We start from the raw sequence: 15,870 nt of genomic DNA, 5'->3' as shown, positions 1-15,870 counted from the left end.
GCCCCGTGGCGGCAGGCCGCGGCCCCGGGCGGCTCCCGCGCCCTCTCCAGGGCGGCTGGGCCGCCCGGGCATTTCCTGTTGGGGATGCGGGAACCTGTCCCGGTATCGGAGCGTTGGAGCATCATGGAGGCATTCGACCGCCCAGGGGGTGCTCCTGTGTCGCAACCGTCGTGGCAACCGTGGCAGGGCAAGGACGAGTCGCCGTACGGGCCGGGCAGGGACGGCCCGGCAGCGGGGTCCTGGTCCGGCGCGCAGGCCCCTGTCGCGCGCCCCTGGCCCGGATACGCCGCTGCGCAGCCCGTCGGCTCCGCCATGCTCGCCTCCCACGCCGACCGTGAGCGGGCCGTCGACGTGCTGCGGGCCGGGTACGGCGAGGGGCGGCTGGAGAAGAGCGAGTTCGACAAGCGGGTGGAGCGGGCGTACGCCGCGCGGACCGTGGGGGAGCTGGCGCTGCTCGTCGCCGATCTGCCGCTCGGGCCCGTGCCGCAGCCGGCGCCCTTCACCGCCGTACCGCGGACGTTCCTGCCGGCCCCGCGGCCGCGGGCCAACGGGAAGGCGGTCGGAGCCGCGGTGTGCGGGCTGCTGTGCGTGCCGACCTTCGGGTTCACCGGGATTCCCGCGGTGATCCTCGGGCACACGGCGCGGGCGGAGATCGAGCGGACCGGAGAGAGCGGCGACGGGCTCGCGCTGACCGGGCTCGTGTTCGGCTGGCTGTCGATCGCCGCGTGGTCGATCCTGATGACGCTGATGGTCGCGGTGGGGCTCGCCTCCGGGTGAGCGCCCGCAGGGGCCGTTCTTCTGTGTGCGCCGGGTGAAATCGAAGATCGTCCACGGCGTAGGGGCTTGACATCGCCCCCTGTGCGAGGGTGCCGCCGGGCATCTGTTTTGACCGCAGCGAATGAGCTGGGTACGCTCAGACCTTGTGCCTGGGGTGTGCCCTGGCTCCCGTGCGTGCCTTGAACCGCACTAGGGGGGCCGTGAGCGGCCACCGTGATCTGCGCCCCTTTCGCCTCGCGGCGGAAGTTCACCGGATTCGACACACCCGACCGCGTGGGTCGGCGATGTTCCAGGTTAGCTTCACCATTCGGCACACAGAAACCGGAGAAGTAGTGCCTACGATCCAGCAGCTGGTCCGGAAGGGCCGGCAGGACAAGGTCGAGAAGAACAAGACGCCCGCACTCGAGGGTTCTCCTCAGCGTCGTGGCGTCTGCACGCGTGTGTTCACGACCACCCCGAAGAAGCCGAACTCGGCCCTGCGTAAGGTCGCGCGTGTGCGTCTGACCAGCGGGATCGAGGTCACTGCTTACATTCCGGGTGAGGGACACAACCTGCAGGAGCACTCCATCGTGCTCGTGCGCGGCGGCCGTGTGAAGGACCTGCCCGGTGTTCGTTACAAGATCATCCGCGGTTCGCTCGACACCCAGGGTGTCAAGAACCGCAAGCAGGCCCGCAGCCGCTACGGCGCCAAGAAGGAGAAGTAAGAATGCCTCGTAAGGGCCCCGCCCCGAAGCGCCCGGTCATCATCGACCCGGTCTACGGTTCTCCTCTTGTCACCTCCCTGATCAACAAGGTGCTGCTGAACGGCAAGCGCTCCACCGCCGAGCGCATCGTGTACGGCGCCATGGAGGGCCTGCGCGAGAAGACCAGCAACGACCCGGTCATCACGCTGAAGCGCGCGCTGGAGAACATCAAGCCCACGCTTGAGGTCAAGTCCCGCCGTGTCGGTGGCGCCACCTACCAGGTGCCGGTCGAGGTCAAGCCCGGCCGCGCCAACACGCTGGCGCTGCGCTGGCTGGTCGGTTACTCCCGCGCCCGTCGCGAGAAGACCATGACCGAGCGTCTGCTCAACGAGCTTCTCGACGCTTCGAACGGCCTCGGTGCGGCCGTCAAGAAGCGCGAGGACACCCACAAGATGGCCGAGTCCAACAAGGCCTTCGCGCACTACCGCTGGTAGTCGCAGACCCCATCGAGACCGAGAGAAGACTGAAGCCTTATGGCTACCACTTCACTTGACCTGGCCAAGGTCCGCAACATCGGGATCATGGCCCACATCGACGCGGGCAAGACGACCACCACCGAGCGGATCCTCTTCTACACCGGCGTCAGCTACAAGATCGGTGAGGTCCACGACGGCGCCGCCACCATGGACTGGATGGAGCAGGAGCAGGAGCGTGGCATCACGATCACCTCTGCTGCCACCACCTGTCACTGGCCGCTCGAGGACGACGACTACACGATCAACATCATCGACACCCCCGGGCACGTCGACTTCACGGTCGAGGTGGAGCGTTCGCTCCGCGTCCTCGACGGTGCCGTCACGGTGTTCGACGGTGTCGCGGGTGTCGAGCCGCAGTCCGAGACGGTGTGGCGTCAGGCCGACCGTTACGGCGTGCCGCGCATCTGCTTCGTGAACAAGCTGGACCGTACCGGCGCCGAGTTCCACCGCTGCGTGGACATGATCTCGGACCGTCTGGGCGCCGTCCCGCTCGTCATGCAGCTGCCGATCGGCGCCGAGATGGACTTCAAGGGCGTTGTGGACCTGGTCCGCATGAAGGCGCTCGTGTGGTCCGCCGAGGCGGCGAAGGGCGAGATGTACGACGTCGTCGACATCCCGGCCACGCACACCGAGGCCGCCGAGGAGTACCGCGGCAAGCTGGTCGAGGCCGTCGCGGAGAACGACGACGAGATCATGGAGCTGTTCCTGGAGGGCCAGGAGCCCACCGAGGAGCAGCTGTACGCCGCGATCCGTCGCATCACCATCGCCTCCGGCAAGTCCGACGGCGTGACGGTCACCCCGGTGTTCTGCGGTACCGCGTTCAAGAACAAGGGCGTCCAGCCCCTGCTCGACGCGGTCGTGCGCTACCTGCCGACCCCGCTCGACGTCGAGGCCATCGAGGGCCACGACGTCAAGGACCCCGAGGTCGTCGTCAAGCGCAAGCCGTCCGACGACGAGCCGCTGTCGGCGCTGGCGTTCAAGATCATGAGCGACCCGCACCTGGGCAAGCTCACCTTCGTCCGGATCTACTCCGGTCGCCTGGAGTCCGGCTCCGCGGTGCTGAACTCCGTCAAGGGCAAGAAGGAGCGCATCGGCAAGATCTACCGTATGCACGCGAACAAGCGTGAGGAGATCGAGTCGGTGGGCGCCGGCGACATCGTCGCCGTGATGGGCCTCAAGCAGACCACCACCGGTGAGACGCTGAGCGACGACAAGAACCCGGTGATCCTGGAGTCCATGGACTTCCCGGCGCCGGTCATCCAGGTCGCCATCGAGCCCAAGTCCAAGGGTGACCAGGAGAAGCTGGGTGTCGCCATCCAGCGTCTCGCGGAGGAGGACCCCTCCTTCCAGGTCCACTCGGACGAGGAGACCGGCCAGACCATCATCGGTGGTATGGGCGAGCTGCACCTCGAGGTGCTGGTCGACCGTATGCGCCGTGAGTTCAAGGTCGAGGCCAACGTCGGCAAGCCGCAGGTCGCCTACCGTGAGACGATCCGCAAGGCCGTCGAGCGCGTCGACTACACGCACAAGAAGCAGACTGGTGGAACCGGCCAGTTCGCCAAGGTGCAGATCGCGATCGAGCCGATCGAGGGCGGCGACGCCTCGTACGAGTTCGTGAACAAGGTCACCGGTGGCCGTATCCCGAAGGAGTACATCCCTTCGGTGGACGCCGGTGCGCAGGAGGCCATGCAGTTCGGCATCCTCGCCGGGTACGAGATGACGGGCGTCCGCGTCACGCTTCTCGACGGTGCCTACCACGAGGTCGACTCCTCCGAGCTCGCGTTCAAGATCGCCGGCTCGCAGGCCTTCAAGGAGGCCGCTCGCAAGGCGTCCCCCGTGCTCCTTGAGCCGATGATGGCCGTCGAGGTCACCACGCCCGAGGACTACATGGGTGAGGTCATCGGCGACATCAACTCCCGCCGTGGCCAGATCCAGGCCATGGAGGAGCGGGCCGGTGCCCGCGTCGTGAAGGGCCTCGTGCCCCTCTCGGAGATGTTCGGCTACGTCGGAGACCTCCGCAGCAAGACGTCGGGTCGCGCAAGCTACTCGATGCAGTTCGACTCCTACGCCGAGGTTCCGCGGAACGTCGCCGAGGAGATCATCGCGAAGGCCAAGGGCGAGTAACGCACCGCGTTCGCACGCTTTAGGCTTGACTCCGGAGCCCGGAGGGGCATTCACCCGCATTTGTGGGAGAGTGCCCCCGGGCCGAGGCTTTCCAGCAAAGATCACCTGGCGCCGATGAAGCAAGGCGTTCAGAACCACTCCACAGGAGGACCCCGTGGCGAAGGCGAAGTTCGAGCGGACTAAGCCCCACGTCAACATCGGCACCATCGGTCACATCGACCACGGTAAGACGACCCTTACGGCCGCCATTACCAAGGTGCTGCACGACGCGTACCCGGACCTGAACGAGGCCTCGGCCTTCGACCAGATCGACAAGGCTCCCGAGGAGCGCCAGCGCGGTATCACCATCTCGATCGCGCACGTCGAGTACCAGACCGAGACGCGTCACTACGCCCACGTCGACTGCCCCGGTCACGCGGACTACATCAAGAACATGATCACGGGTGCGGCGCAGATGGACGGCGCCATCCTCGTGGTCGCCGCCACCGACGGCCCGATGCCGCAGACCAAGGAGCACGTGCTCCTGGCCCGCCAGGTCGGCGTTCCCTACATCGTCGTCGCCCTGAACAAGGCCGACATGGTGGACGACGAGGAGATCCTGGAGCTCGTCGAGCTCGAGGTGCGTGAGCTCCTCTCCGAGTACGAGTTCCCGGGCGACGACGTTCCGGTCGTCAAGGTCTCGGCGCTCAAGGCGCTCGAGGGCGACAAGGAGTGGGGCCAGTCGGTCCTGGACCTGATGGCCGCCGTCGACGAGGCGATCCCGCAGCCCGAGCGTGACGTCGACAAGCCGTTCCTGATGCCGATCGAGGACGTCTTCACGATCACCGGTCGTGGCACCGTCGTCACCGGTCGTATCGAGCGTGGTGTCCTCAAGGTCAACGAGACCGTCGACATCATCGGCATCAAGACCGAGAAGACCACCACCACGGTCACCGGCATCGAGATGTTCCGCAAGCTGCTCGACGAGGGCCAGGCCGGTGAGAACGTCGGTCTGCTCCTCCGCGGCATCAAGCGCGAGGACGTCGAGCGCGGCCAGGTCATCATCAAGCCGGGTTCGGTCACGCCGCACACCCAGTTCGAGGCCCAGGCCTACATCCTGTCCAAGGACGAGGGTGGCCGCCACACGCCGTTCTTCAACAACTACCGTCCGCAGTTCTACTTCCGTACGACGGACGTGACCGGCGTCGTGACCCTCCCCGAGGGCACCGAGATGGTCATGCCGGGTGACAACACCGAGATGAAGGTGGAGCTCATCCAGCCCGTCGCCATGGAAGAGGGCCTGAAGTTCGCCATCCGTGAGGGTGGCCGGACGGTCGGCGCCGGCCAGGTCACCAAGATCACCGCCTGATCTTGACCTGACAGGTCTCCGAGACCCGTAGGTCTCTGAAGGGGCCCGTACGACTTCGGTCGTACGGGCCCCTTCGCCTTCGTGGGGGTTGCCCGCGGAGCGGGTGAAGAGTGGGCGAACTCCGCGGGACGTCTTTCCGAGGCTTCGGCCAACTGTCCGCCGAGGCCGCCCCGAATGTTCCTGTCTGGCCACTGTGGGGCGGTTGTGAGGGTCGTAGCCTGAGGCGTCCGGTGGCCACCCCCGGCCCGGGACTCCCTCATGAGGACGGACGGACCCGCAGGTGTCGATGCAGGACGCGGAGAGCAGAAGGTCGATACCGCGACGGGTCGTCAGCGGCCTGCAGCAGCCCCTTCCGCCCCTCAGCGTGCCCGCCCCGCCGGGACGGCCCGCCCGCACCGCCCGGCACGCCGTCGTACGCGACCGCGCGGGCCGCCGGCTGTACGCCGTCGACGGCATCCGGCTCCTCGCCGCCCTCATGGTCGCCATGCACCACTACGCCGGCACGAACCGCGTCGACCAACCGGGCAACCGCATCTGGGACCGCCCGGTCTCCGACATCATGCCGACGGTCTTCCGGTTCGCCTCCTACGGCTGGATCGGCGTCGAGATCTTCTTCGTGATCAGCGGCTTCGTGATCTGCATGTCCTGCTGGGGCCGTACCCCCCGGCAGTTCTTCACGTCCCGGGTGATCCGGCTGTACCCGGCGTACTGGTTCGCCATCGTCTTCACCACGGCCGTCCTGGTGGCCCTGCCGGGCGTGTGGGACCGCCTGCGCACCCGCGACGTCCTCCTCAACTTCACGATGCTGCAGTCCGGTTCGGGCGTCATGAACGTCGACGGCGTCTACTGGACCCTGTGGTCGGAGCTCCGCTTTTACCTCCTCTTCCTGGTCGTCGTGTGGAGCGGGCTGACCTACCGCAAGGTCGTCGTCTTCTGCTGTGTGTGGGGCGCCGCGGCCATGCTGGCCCCGATCTCGAAGCTCCCCCTGCTGGAACTGGTCGCCAACCCCGAGGGCGCCTGGTACTTCATCGCGGGCCTCGCCCTCTACCTGATGCACCGCTTCGGCCAGGACCTGCTGCTGTGGGGCATCCTGGCGATGGCCTGGCTGATGGGACAGCGCGAACTGGGCCTCCGGATCGACGAGGTCGAGCATGTGTCGGGGTGGCGGGGGAGCGTGGCCATCTTCACCGTGTTCCTGCTCGTCATGGTCGCCGTCGCCCTGGGCGCGACGGACCGGGTCCGCTGGAAGTGGCTGGTGACGGCCGGCGCGCTGACGTATCCGCTGTACCTGATGCACTACGCGGCGGGCACGGTCCTCATCAACCGCCTGCGCGACACCATGGACGCCCGTCTCCTGATCGCCTCCGTCATCGCCGGCTTCATGCTGCTGAGCTGGCTGGTCCACCGGTTCGTGGAACGGCCGGTGGCGCGGCTGCTGAAGCGGGGGCTGGACACGTCGTTCGCGCGGCTGCGGAACGCGGGCGGCTGACTTCCGTACGGCGACCGCGAGTTCTGAGTACGAACGCTCATGCGACGACTCGCCCCGGCCGCTGGAATGAACCCATGCCGGACCTCACGCTCGACGACGACCGCGCGACCGGTGCCTGGGTCGCCCCGCTGCTCTCGACGCTCCTGACCCTGCCCGCCTGTGTGCTCGTCTACTTCGCCGGATTCGAGTCGAGCTTCGGCATCGCCTTCCCGGTGCTGCTCGGCGGGTTGGGTCTCGCCCTGTTCCTGCTCGCGGCCAGCTGGGCCCTGCCGTGGGAGCGGTGCAGCACGTGCCGCCGGGTGGGGTTCGCGCTGGCGGCACCGGTCCTGGTGGCGTGCGTGTACGCCGTGTTCACGGCCCTGGTCGTCTGGCCATAGGCCAAGTGAAAGTCATGTGCAGGTCATGGGATAGTCTGCCTCCTCCTTTTCCGCGCCACGAAAGAGGTGGTAATGACCACTGGCAGACGTACGGCCACCGGGGCCGCGCTCGTGGGGGCCCTCGCCCTCACCCTCCTGAACGCCCCGGCGGCCCACGCCCAGGACACCGGGATCAAGGTGTCCGACATCGTGATCAACAAGGGCAAGCCGATCGTGGTCGGCACCTCGAAGGTGGTGGAGCCGTCCCTCACCTTCAAGATCACCCTGCCGTCCGGGTACAGCACGAGCGACCCGTTCCGGTACAGCGCGGACCCCTTCCTGTACCGGGGGCGCCTGTCGCAGGACCTGGACGCCGACTTCGAGAACTACATAGGCCCCGGTGGCTACACCTGCTACGAGCAGAGCGACAAGAAGGCCGACTGTGAGGGGTCCCTCTACATCGACCCCGACCGGAGTCACGACGAGGTCGACTCCAACGCCGACGCCACCACCTGGAAGACCGGCGTCTCCCTGCTCCTGTTCAAGGCCAACGGCAACCTCGCGGGCCACGAGCGCGAGACCCGGTCCCTGACCGTCCAGCTGAAGCGGGTGGCGAAGGTCACCGTGAACGCCTCACCCGAGCCGGTCGTCAAGGGCAAGCAGATCACCGTCACCGGCAGGCTCACCCGGGCGGACTGGGCGACCAAGAAGTACGGCGGCTACGGCGGCCGTTCGGTCACCCTCCAGTTCCGCGCGACGGGCACCAGCTCCTTCGTCACGGTCAAGAAGGTCACGACGAGCAGCACCGGCGCCCTGAAGACCACGGTCACCGCCTCGAAGGACGGGACATGGCGGTGGGCGTACGGGGGCAACGACACGACCGGGGCGACGACCAGTGGTGGGGACCACGTGGACGTGCGCTGACCAGGGGCTCTGCTTCACCCGCGGTCTCCCCGCCGAGCGGTGGGGAGACCCGTGTCCGGGTGGCGGCCGAACGACGTCCACCGGGGTGGAAGAACGGCCCCGAGGGGCTCCGTCACGTCGGCCTAAGCGGCAATGTGTTTGACCTGCGTCACTCTCGGGGTATTGTCTCCGGCTCGATTGGCCAGGCCCCTGCCCCGTATGGCAGACTAGCGGGGTTGCTCGGTCGAGTGTTGATGCTGCGCGCCTCCCGCCGGGAGGACCGGAAGCGAGTCCCACAGTACTCGTCGCCCTAACTGCCGTAAGGCAGCGCTGGGGCGGACGTACGGGAATCTTTCGGGAAGTGTCAGTGCGGCGCCGGCCAGGCACCCGGTGAACCTCTTTCTCAGGCAAAAGATGTTCGGACAAGGGACATCTGTGTCAGTGAGGGTGCGACACACCCGACCGCGTGGGTCGGTGGAAGTCAAGGGAACACCGGGTTCCAGAGCTGTAGAGAGACAGGACTAACGAGTAGCCATGGCGGGACAGAAGATCCGCATCCGGCTCAAGGCCTACGACCACGAGGTCATCGACTCCTCGGCGAAGAAGATCGTCGAGACGGTGACGCGCACTGGTGCGTCGGTCGCGGGCCCGGTGCCGCTGCCCACTGAGAAGAACGTGTACTGCGTCATCAAGTCGCCGCACAAGTACAAGGACTCGCGCGAGCACTTCGAGATGCGCACGCACAAGCGCCTGATCGACATTCTCGACCCGACCCCCAAGACCGTTGACTCTCTGATGCGACTCGACCTCCCGGCCGGTGTCGACATCGAGATCAAGCTCTGAAGGCCGGTGATCTGAGAATGGCTAAGCAGATCAAGGGCATCCTGGGCGAGAAGCTCGGCATGACGCAGGTGTGGGACGAGAACAACCGTGTTGTTCCGGTCACCGTCGTCAAGGCCGGCCCGAATGTCGTGACCCAGGTCCGCACGAACGACGCCGACGGCTACGAGTCCGTCCAGATCGCGTTCGGCGAGATCGACCCGCGCAAGGTGAACAAGCCCCTCAAGGGCCACTTCGCCAAGGCCGACGTCACTCCCCGCCGCCACCTCGTCGAGATCCGTACCGCTGACGCCAGCGAGTACACCCTCGGCCAGGAGATCACCGCCGAGGTGTTCGAGGCCGGCATCAAGGTCGACGTGACCGGCAAGAGCAAGGGCAAGGGCTTCGCCGGTGTCATGAAGCGTCACAACTTCAAGGGCCTCGGCGCCGGTCACGGCACCCAGCGCAAGCACCGCTCTCCCGGTTCCATCGGTGGCTGTGCCACCCCGGGCCGCGTGTTCAAGGGCCTCCGCATGGCGGGTCGCATGGGCAACGAGCGGGTCACCACCCAGAACCTGACCGTTCACGCCGTTGACGCGGAGAAGGGCCTGCTCCTCATCAAGGGCGCGGTTCCTGGTCCGAACGGCGGCCTCGTCCTGGTCCGCACCGCGGCCAAGGGGGCCTGAGGACTATGAGCACCATTGACATTCTGTCGCCCTCCGGCGACACCGCCGGGACCGTTGAGCTCCCGGCCGAGATCTTCGACGTAGAGAAGATCAGCATCCCGCTGCTTCACCAGGTCGTCGTCGCACAGCTGGCCGCCGCCCGTCAGGGCACGCACAAGGTCAAGCGTCGTGGCGAGGTCCGCGGTGGCGGCAAGAAGCCCTACCGCCAGAAGGGCACCGGCCGCGCCCGTCAGGGTTCGACCCGTGCGCCGCAGTTCGCCGGCGGTGGCGTCGTCCACGGCCCCACGCCGCGTGACTACTCGCAGCGGACCCCGAAGAAGATGAAGGCCGCGGCTCTGCGCCACGCCCTCACCGACCGGGCCCGCAACAACCGCATCCACGTCGTCTCCGGCCTCATCGAGGGCGAGTCGCCTTCGACGAAGGCCGCGAAGACGCTCTTCGGCAAGATCAGCGAGCGCAAGAACCTGCTGCTCGTCATCGACCGTGCCGACGAGGCCGCGTGGCTGTCCGCCCGCAACCTGCCCCAGGTTCACATCCTGGAGCCGGGCCAGCTGAACACGTACGACGTTCTCGTCTCGGACGACGTGGTCTTCACCCAGGCCGCCTTCGAGTCCTTCGTGTCCGGCCCGAAGGCCAACGACACCGAAGGGAGCGAGGCCTGATGGCTACGCGTCACCCGAGCATCGCCTCCAAGGCTGCGAAGGCCGCCAAGGCCGCGCGCGTCGCCAAGGCGCGCCGCCACGCCGCCGAGGGCAAGAACACCGTCGTCACGCCGGCGAGCAAGGCCTTCACGGACCCCCGTGACGTCCTGCTGAAGCCGGTCGTGTCCGAGAAGAGCTACGCGCTTCTCGACGAGGGCAAGTACACGTTCATCGTGGCTCCCGGCGCCAACAAGACCCAGATCAAGCAGGCCGTCCAGGCGGTCTTCTCGGTCAAGGTCACCGGGGTGAACACGATCAACCGCCAGGGCAAGCGCAAGCGGACCCGCACCGGCTTCGGCAAGCGTGCCGACAGCAAGCGCGCGATCGTGACCCTTGCCGAGGGCGACCGTATCGACATCTTCGGCGGTCCGTCCGCGTAAGCGGGTCGGATCGTCCGATATCGGACGAGGACTGAGAAATGGGAATCCGCAAGTACAAGCCGACTACGCCGGGCCGTCGTGGCTCCAGCGTCGCCGACTTCGTCGAGGTCACGCGGTCCACGCCGGAGAAGTCGCTGGTCCGCCCGCTGCACAGCAAGGGCGGCCGTAACAACGCCGGTCGTGTGACCGTTCGCCACCAGGGTGGCGGACACAAGCGCGCCTACCGAGTGATCGACTTCCGTCGTCACGACAAGGACGGCGTGCCGGCGAAGGTCGCGCACATCGAGTACGACCCCAACCGCACCGCGCGCATCGCGCTGCTGCACTACGCGGACGGCGAGAAGCGCTACATCCTCGCCCCGCGCAATCTGCAGCAGGGTGACCGCGTCGAGAACGGTCCCGGGGCCGACATCAAGCCGGGCAACAACCTGGCGCTCCGCAACATCCCGGTCGGTACCACGATCCACGCGATCGAGATCCGTCCCGGTGGCGGCGCCAAGTTCGCCCGCTCCGCCGGTGCCTCCGTGCAGCTGCTGGCGAAGGAGGGCACCATGGCCCACCTTCGTATGCCCTCCGGTGAGATCCGCCTGGTCGACCAGCGCTGCCGCGCCACGGTCGGCGAGGTCGGCAACGCCGAGCAGAGCAACATCAACTGGGGTAAGGCCGGCCGCAAGCGCTGGCTGGGCGTCCGCCCGACCGTTCGCGGTGTGGCGATGAACCCGGTTGACCACCCCCACGGTGGTGGTGAGGGCAAGACCTCCGGTGGTCGCCACCCGGTCAGCCCCTGGGGTCAGAAGGAGGGTCGTACTCGTTCGCCGAAGAAGGCTTCGAACAAGTACATCGTCCGCCGCCGCAAGACGAACAAGAAGCGCTAGGAGCGGGTTTAGATGCCGCGGAGTCTCAAGAAGGGGCCCTTCGTCGACGACCACCTGATCAAGAAGGTGGACGCCCAGAACGAAGCCGGTTCCAAGAACGTCATCAAGACCTGGTCCCGTCGCTCGATGATCGTCCCGGCCATGCTCGGCCACACGATCGCGGTGCACAACGGCAAGACCCACATCCCGGTGTTCGTCACCGAGTCGATGGTCGGCCACAAGCTCGGCGAGTTCTCGCCGACGCGCACCTTCCGGGGTCACGTCAAGGACGACCGGAAGTCGAAGCGCCGCTAAACGCGGATCGCATTCAGACACGTAAGTAACTGAGAGGGACAACCATGGAAGCCAGGGCCCAGGCGCGGTACATCCGCGTTACGCCCATGAAGGCCCGCCGCGTGGTGGACCTTATCCGTGGCATGGACGCCACGGAGGCTCAGGCTGTTCTGCGATTCGCTCCGCAGGCAGCCTCAGTGCCCGTCGGCAAGGTGCTGGACAGCGCCATCGCCAACGCCGCGCACAACTACGACCACACCGACGCCGACAGCCTCGTCATCTCCGAGGCGTACGTCGACGAGGGTCCGACCCTGAAGCGGTTCCGGCCGCGCGCCCAGGGCCGTGCCTACCGGATCCGCAAGCGGACCAGCCACATCACCGTGGTCGTCAGCAGCAAGGAAGGAACCCGGTAATGGGCCAGAAGGTAAACCCGCACGGGTTCCGGCTCGGTGTCACGACCGACTTCAAGTCGCGTTGGTACGCCGACAAGCTGTACAAGGACTACGTCAAGGAAGACGTCGCCATCCGTCGGATGATGACGTCCGGCATGGAGCGCGCCGGCATCTCGAAGGTGGAGATCGAGCGCACCCGTGACCGTGTGCGTGTGGACATCCACACCGCTCGTCCGGGCATCGTCATCGGCCGCCGTGGCGCCGAGGCCGACCGCATCCGCGGTGACCTCGAGAAGCTCACGGGCAAGCAGGTCCAGCTGAACATCCTCGAGGTCAAGAACCCCGAGACCGACGCTCAGCTGGTTGCCCAGGCCGTCGCCGAGCAGCTCTCCTCCCGCGTCTCCTTCCGTCGCGCCATGCGTAAGAGCATGCAGTCGGCGATGAAGGCCGGCGCCAAGGGCATCAAGATCCAGTGCGGTGGCCGCCTCGGCGGCGCCGAGATGTCCCGCTCGGAGTTCTACCGCGAGGGCCGCGTGCCCCTGCACACGCTCCGCGCGAACGTGGACTACGGCTTCTTCGAGGCCAAGACGACCTTCGGCCGCATCGGTGTGAAGGTCTGGATCTACAAGGGCGACGTCAAGAACATCGCCGAGGTCCGCGCCGAGAACGCTGCCGCCCGTGCGGGTAACCGCCCGGCTCGCGGTGGCGGCGCCGACCGCCCGGCCCGTGGTGGCCGTGGCGGTGGCGAGCGGCGCGGTCGCAAGCCGCAGCAGGCTGCCGGCGCCGAGGCCCCCAAGGCCGAGGCTCCCGCCGCCGCTCCGGCTGAGAGCACCGGAACGGAGGCCTGACCGACATGCTGATCCCCCGTAGGGTCAAGCACCGCAAGCAGCACCACCCGAAGCGCCGTGGTCAGGCCAAGGGCGGTACGACGGTCGCGTTCGGCGAGTACGGCATTCAGGCCCTCACGCCGGCGTACGTGACCAACCGCCAGATCGAGGCGGCCCGTATCGCGATGACCCGCCACATCAAGCGTGGTGGCAAGGTCTGGATCAACATCTACCCGGACCGCCCGCTCACGAAGAAGCCTGCCGAGACCCGCATGGGTTCCGGTAAGGGTTCTCCCGAGTGGTGGATCGCGAACGTGCACCCGGGCCGGGTCATGTTCGAGCTGTCCTACCCCAACGAGAAGATCGCCCGTGAGGCCCTGACTCGCGCCGCTCACAAGCTGCCGATGAAGTGCCGGATCGTCAAGCGCGAGGCAGGTGAAGCGTGATGTCGGCCGGTACCAAGGCGTCCGAGCTGCGCGAACTGGGTGACGAGGAGCTGCTGAACAAGCTCCGCGAAGCCAAGGAAGAGCTGTTCAACCTCCGCTTCCAGGCGGCGACGGGTCAGCTCGAGAACCACGGTCGGCTCAAGGCCGTCCGTAAGGACATCGCGCGGATCTACACCCTGATGCGTGAGCGCGAGCTGGGCATCGAGACGGTGGAGAGCGCCTGATGAGTGAGAGCAACGTGACTGAGCAGACTGCAGAGGCCCGCGGCTTCCGCAAGACCCGTGAGGGTCTCGTCGTCAGCGACAAGATGGACAAGACCGTCGTCGTCGCCGTCGAGGACCGCGTCAAGCACGCGCTGTACGGCAAGGTCATCCGCCGTACCAACAAGCTCAAGGCGCACGACGAGCAGAACGCTGCCGGCGTCGGCGACCGGGTCCTCCTCGCGGAGACCCGCCCGCTGTCGGCGACCAAGCGCTGGCGCGTCGTCGAGATCCTCGAGAAGGCCAAGTAGGCAATTCCCGCAAGGGAATTCCAAAAGATGCGCCTGCGGCCAACCCCGCAGGTCAGTTCCGCCAGGCTCGGCAGGGGCGCTCGTACTGAGGCCCCTGCCGGGAACCGGCAGACAAACAGGAGATAGACGTGATCCAGCAGGAGTCGCGACTGCGTGTCGCCGACAACACTGGTGCGAAGGAGATCCTTTGCATCCGTGTGCTCGGTGGCTCCGGTCGCCGCTACGCGGGCATCGGTGACGTCATCGTCGCCACCGTCAAGGACGCGATCCCCGGTGGCAACGTGAAGAAGGGTGACGTCGTCAAGGCGGTCATCGTTCGCACCGTCAAGGAGCGCCGCCGTCCGGACGGCTCGTACATCCGCTTCGACGAGAACGCCGCCGTCATTCTGAAGAACGACGGCGACCCTCGCGGCACCCGTATCTTCGGCCCCGTCGGCCGTGAGCTGCGCGAGAAGAAGTTCATGAAGATCATCTCGCTCGCGCCGGAGGTGCTGTAAGCATGAAGATCAAGAAGGGCGACCTGGTCCAGGTCATCACCGGTAAGGACAAGGGCAAGCAGGGCAAGGTCATCGCGGCCTTCCCCCGCGAGGACCGCGTCCTGGTCGAGGGTGTCAACCGGGTCAAGAAGCACACCAAGGCCGGCCCGACCGCTCGCGGTTCGCAGGCCGGTGGCATCGTCACGACCGAGGCGCCGATCCACGTCTCCAACGTCCAGCTGGTCGTTGAGAAGGACGGCAACAAGGTCGTCACGCGTGTCGGTTACCGCTTCGACGACGAGGGCAACAAGATCCGCGTTGCCAAGCGGACGGGTGAGGACATCTGATGGCTACCACCACGACTCCGCGTCTCAAGACGAAGTACCGCGAGGAGATCGCGGGCAAGCTGCGTGACGAGTTCAAGTACGAGAACGTCATGCAGATCCCCGGCCTCGTCAAGATCGTGGTCAACATGGGTGTGGGCGACGCCGCCCGCGACTCCAAGCTGATCGAGGGCGCCATCCGCGACCTCACCACGATCACCGGTCAGAAGCCGGCCGTCACCAAGGCCCGTAAGTCCATCGCGCAGTTCAAGCTGCGTGAGGGCCAGCCGATCGGTGCCCACGTCACGCTTCGTGGCGACCGCATGTGGGAGTTCCTGGACCGCACCCTGTCGCTCGCGCTGCCGCGCATCCGCGACTTCCGTGGTCTGTCCCCCAAGCAGTTCGACGGCCGTGGCAACTACACCTTCGGTCTCACCGAGCAGGTCATGTTCCACGAGATCGACCAGGACAAGATCGACCGTACCCGGGGCATGGACATCACCGTGGTGACCACGGCGACCAACGACGCTGAGGGCCGCGCGCTCCTTCGTCACCTCGGCTTCCCCTTCAAGGAGGCGTGAGCGAGATGGCGAAGAAGGCTCTGATTGCCAAGGCTGCTCGCAAGCCCAAGTTCGGTGTACGTGGCTACACGCGCTGCCAGCGCTGCGGCCGTCCGCACTCCGTGTACCGCAAGTTCGGCCTGTGCCGCGTGTGCCTTCGTGAGATGGCTCACCGTGGCGAGCTGCCGGGCGTGACCAAGAGCTCCTGGTAATCCCGCTTTTCAGGGATTCCGAAGCTCTCGGTAAGTAAAGGGCTCGGTCAGGTGCCCACCCCTTCATGGCTTAGGCTAGGAGGGTTGGGCGCCTGGACGCCCATACGACTTACTACGCCGTAGGTCCACCGCACCGCACCCGCCTCGTCTCGGATCGAGGAGAGGGATGGGCA

General features: G+C 66.7%; 23 protein-coding genes. All 23 read left to right on the top strand.

Annotated features, from left to right (window positions below; genetic code table 11):
- Window positions 1-156: 156 nt before the first annotated feature.
- Window positions 157-777, top strand: coding sequence for a DUF1707 and DUF4190 domain-containing protein (locus tag AQI94_RS11115; protein ID WP_391287332.1), 621 nt, complete (start codon window positions 157-159; stop codon window positions 775-777).
- A 332-nt stretch (window positions 778-1,109) separates the two neighbouring features.
- Window positions 1,110-1,481 (top strand): 30S ribosomal protein S12, encoded by a 372-nt coding sequence (rpsL, locus tag AQI94_RS11110; RefSeq protein WP_003948652.1) that lies wholly within the window; start codon window positions 1,110-1,112, stop codon window positions 1,479-1,481.
- 2 nt (window positions 1,482-1,483) lie between these two features.
- Window positions 1,484-1,954, top strand: coding sequence for a 30S ribosomal protein S7 (rpsG, locus tag AQI94_RS11105; protein WP_007384059.1), 471 nt, complete (start codon window positions 1,484-1,486; stop codon window positions 1,952-1,954).
- A gap of 39 nt (window positions 1,955-1,993) precedes the next feature.
- Complete coding sequence (fusA, locus tag AQI94_RS11100; protein ID WP_031040154.1) at window positions 1,994-4,120, top strand: elongation factor G; 2,127 nt, start codon at window positions 1,994-1,996, stop codon at window positions 4,118-4,120.
- 154 nt (window positions 4,121-4,274) lie between these two features.
- Entirely contained in the window at window positions 4,275-5,468 is a 1,194-nt protein-coding gene (gene tuf / locus AQI94_RS11095; protein WP_007384061.1) for an elongation factor Tu, read from the top strand.
- A 286-nt stretch (window positions 5,469-5,754) separates the two neighbouring features.
- The gene (locus AQI94_RS11090) at window positions 5,755-6,957 is read left to right on the top strand and encodes an acyltransferase family protein (RefSeq protein WP_078902650.1); all 1,203 of its coding nucleotides are present in this window, start codon (window positions 5,755-5,757) and stop codon (window positions 6,955-6,957) included.
- Between the two features lie 74 nt (window positions 6,958-7,031).
- The gene (locus tag AQI94_RS11085; protein ID WP_031040150.1) at window positions 7,032-7,334 is read left to right on the top strand and encodes a hypothetical protein; all 303 of its coding nucleotides are present in this window, start codon (window positions 7,032-7,034) and stop codon (window positions 7,332-7,334) included.
- A 72-nt stretch (window positions 7,335-7,406) separates the two neighbouring features.
- The gene (locus AQI94_RS11080; RefSeq protein ID WP_031040147.1) at window positions 7,407-8,237 is read left to right on the top strand and encodes a hypothetical protein; all 831 of its coding nucleotides are present in this window, start codon (window positions 7,407-7,409) and stop codon (window positions 8,235-8,237) included.
- 513 nt (window positions 8,238-8,750) lie between these two features.
- Entirely contained in the window at window positions 8,751-9,059 is a 309-nt protein-coding gene (gene rpsJ, locus AQI94_RS11075) for a 30S ribosomal protein S10 (RefSeq protein ID WP_003948644.1), read from the top strand.
- A gap of 17 nt (window positions 9,060-9,076) precedes the next feature.
- A complete protein-coding gene (gene rplC, locus AQI94_RS11070; RefSeq protein ID WP_007384065.1) occupies window positions 9,077-9,721 on the top strand; it encodes a 50S ribosomal protein L3 in 645 nt (214 codons plus the stop codon).
- Between the two features lie 5 nt (window positions 9,722-9,726).
- On the top strand, window positions 9,727-10,383 hold the full coding sequence (rplD, locus tag AQI94_RS11065; RefSeq protein WP_031040145.1) for a 50S ribosomal protein L4: 657 nt from the start codon (window positions 9,727-9,729) through the stop codon (window positions 10,381-10,383).
- On the top strand, window positions 10,383-10,802 hold the full coding sequence (rplW, locus tag AQI94_RS11060; protein WP_031040143.1) for a 50S ribosomal protein L23: 420 nt from the start codon (window positions 10,383-10,385) through the stop codon (window positions 10,800-10,802). The genes rplD and rplW overlap by 1 nt, the downstream gene beginning before the upstream one ends.
- Before the next feature lie 38 nt (window positions 10,803-10,840).
- The gene (gene rplB, locus AQI94_RS11055) at window positions 10,841-11,677 is read left to right on the top strand and encodes a 50S ribosomal protein L2 (RefSeq protein ID WP_030039757.1); all 837 of its coding nucleotides are present in this window, start codon (window positions 10,841-10,843) and stop codon (window positions 11,675-11,677) included.
- 12 nt (window positions 11,678-11,689) lie between these two features.
- A complete protein-coding gene (rpsS, locus tag AQI94_RS11050; protein WP_007384069.1) occupies window positions 11,690-11,971 on the top strand; it encodes a 30S ribosomal protein S19 in 282 nt (93 codons plus the stop codon).
- 44 nt (window positions 11,972-12,015) lie between these two features.
- Complete coding sequence (rplV, locus tag AQI94_RS11045) at window positions 12,016-12,363, top strand: 50S ribosomal protein L22 (protein ID WP_030619142.1); 348 nt, start codon at window positions 12,016-12,018, stop codon at window positions 12,361-12,363.
- Window positions 12,363-13,190, top strand: coding sequence for a 30S ribosomal protein S3 (gene rpsC, locus AQI94_RS11040; protein ID WP_062229705.1), 828 nt, complete (start codon window positions 12,363-12,365; stop codon window positions 13,188-13,190). Before rplV ends, rpsC begins: the two co-directional genes overlap by 1 nt.
- Before the next feature lie 5 nt (window positions 13,191-13,195).
- The gene (gene rplP / locus AQI94_RS11035) at window positions 13,196-13,615 is read left to right on the top strand and encodes a 50S ribosomal protein L16 (RefSeq protein WP_004927269.1); all 420 of its coding nucleotides are present in this window, start codon (window positions 13,196-13,198) and stop codon (window positions 13,613-13,615) included.
- The gene (rpmC, locus tag AQI94_RS11030) at window positions 13,615-13,839 is read left to right on the top strand and encodes a 50S ribosomal protein L29 (protein ID WP_005481220.1); all 225 of its coding nucleotides are present in this window, start codon (window positions 13,615-13,617) and stop codon (window positions 13,837-13,839) included. Before rplP ends, rpmC begins: the two co-directional genes overlap by 1 nt.
- Window positions 13,839-14,126 (top strand): 30S ribosomal protein S17, encoded by a 288-nt coding sequence (gene rpsQ / locus AQI94_RS11025; RefSeq protein ID WP_007384073.1) that lies wholly within the window; start codon window positions 13,839-13,841, stop codon window positions 14,124-14,126. Before rpmC ends, rpsQ begins: the two co-directional genes overlap by 1 nt.
- A gap of 128 nt (window positions 14,127-14,254) precedes the next feature.
- Window positions 14,255-14,623, top strand: coding sequence for a 50S ribosomal protein L14 (gene rplN, locus AQI94_RS11020; protein ID WP_003998823.1), 369 nt, complete (start codon window positions 14,255-14,257; stop codon window positions 14,621-14,623).
- Between the two features lie 2 nt (window positions 14,624-14,625).
- Window positions 14,626-14,949 carry a 50S ribosomal protein L24 gene (gene rplX / locus AQI94_RS11015; RefSeq protein WP_003992365.1) on the top strand — a complete coding sequence of 108 codons (324 nt, stop codon included), beginning with the start codon at window positions 14,626-14,628 and terminating at the stop codon, window positions 14,947-14,949.
- Window positions 14,949-15,506: a 50S ribosomal protein L5 gene (gene rplE, locus AQI94_RS11010; RefSeq protein WP_020135807.1), complete on the top strand. Its 558-nt coding sequence runs from the start codon at window positions 14,949-14,951 to the stop codon at window positions 15,504-15,506. Before rplX ends, rplE begins: the two co-directional genes overlap by 1 nt.
- A gap of 5 nt (window positions 15,507-15,511) precedes the next feature.
- A complete protein-coding gene (locus tag AQI94_RS11005) occupies window positions 15,512-15,697 on the top strand; it encodes a type Z 30S ribosomal protein S14 (RefSeq protein ID WP_003948630.1) in 186 nt (61 codons plus the stop codon).
- The last annotated feature ends 173 nt before the right edge of the window (window positions 15,698-15,870 follow it).

It is taken from the genome of Streptomyces pseudovenezuelae (genome assembly GCF_001513955.1).
GTDB classification, from domain to species: Bacteria; Actinomycetota; Actinomycetes; order Streptomycetales; family Streptomycetaceae; genus Streptomyces; species Streptomyces pseudovenezuelae.
Note: the sequence above shows the minus strand (reverse complement) of the source record. Positions and strands in the feature narration are given on the sequence as shown.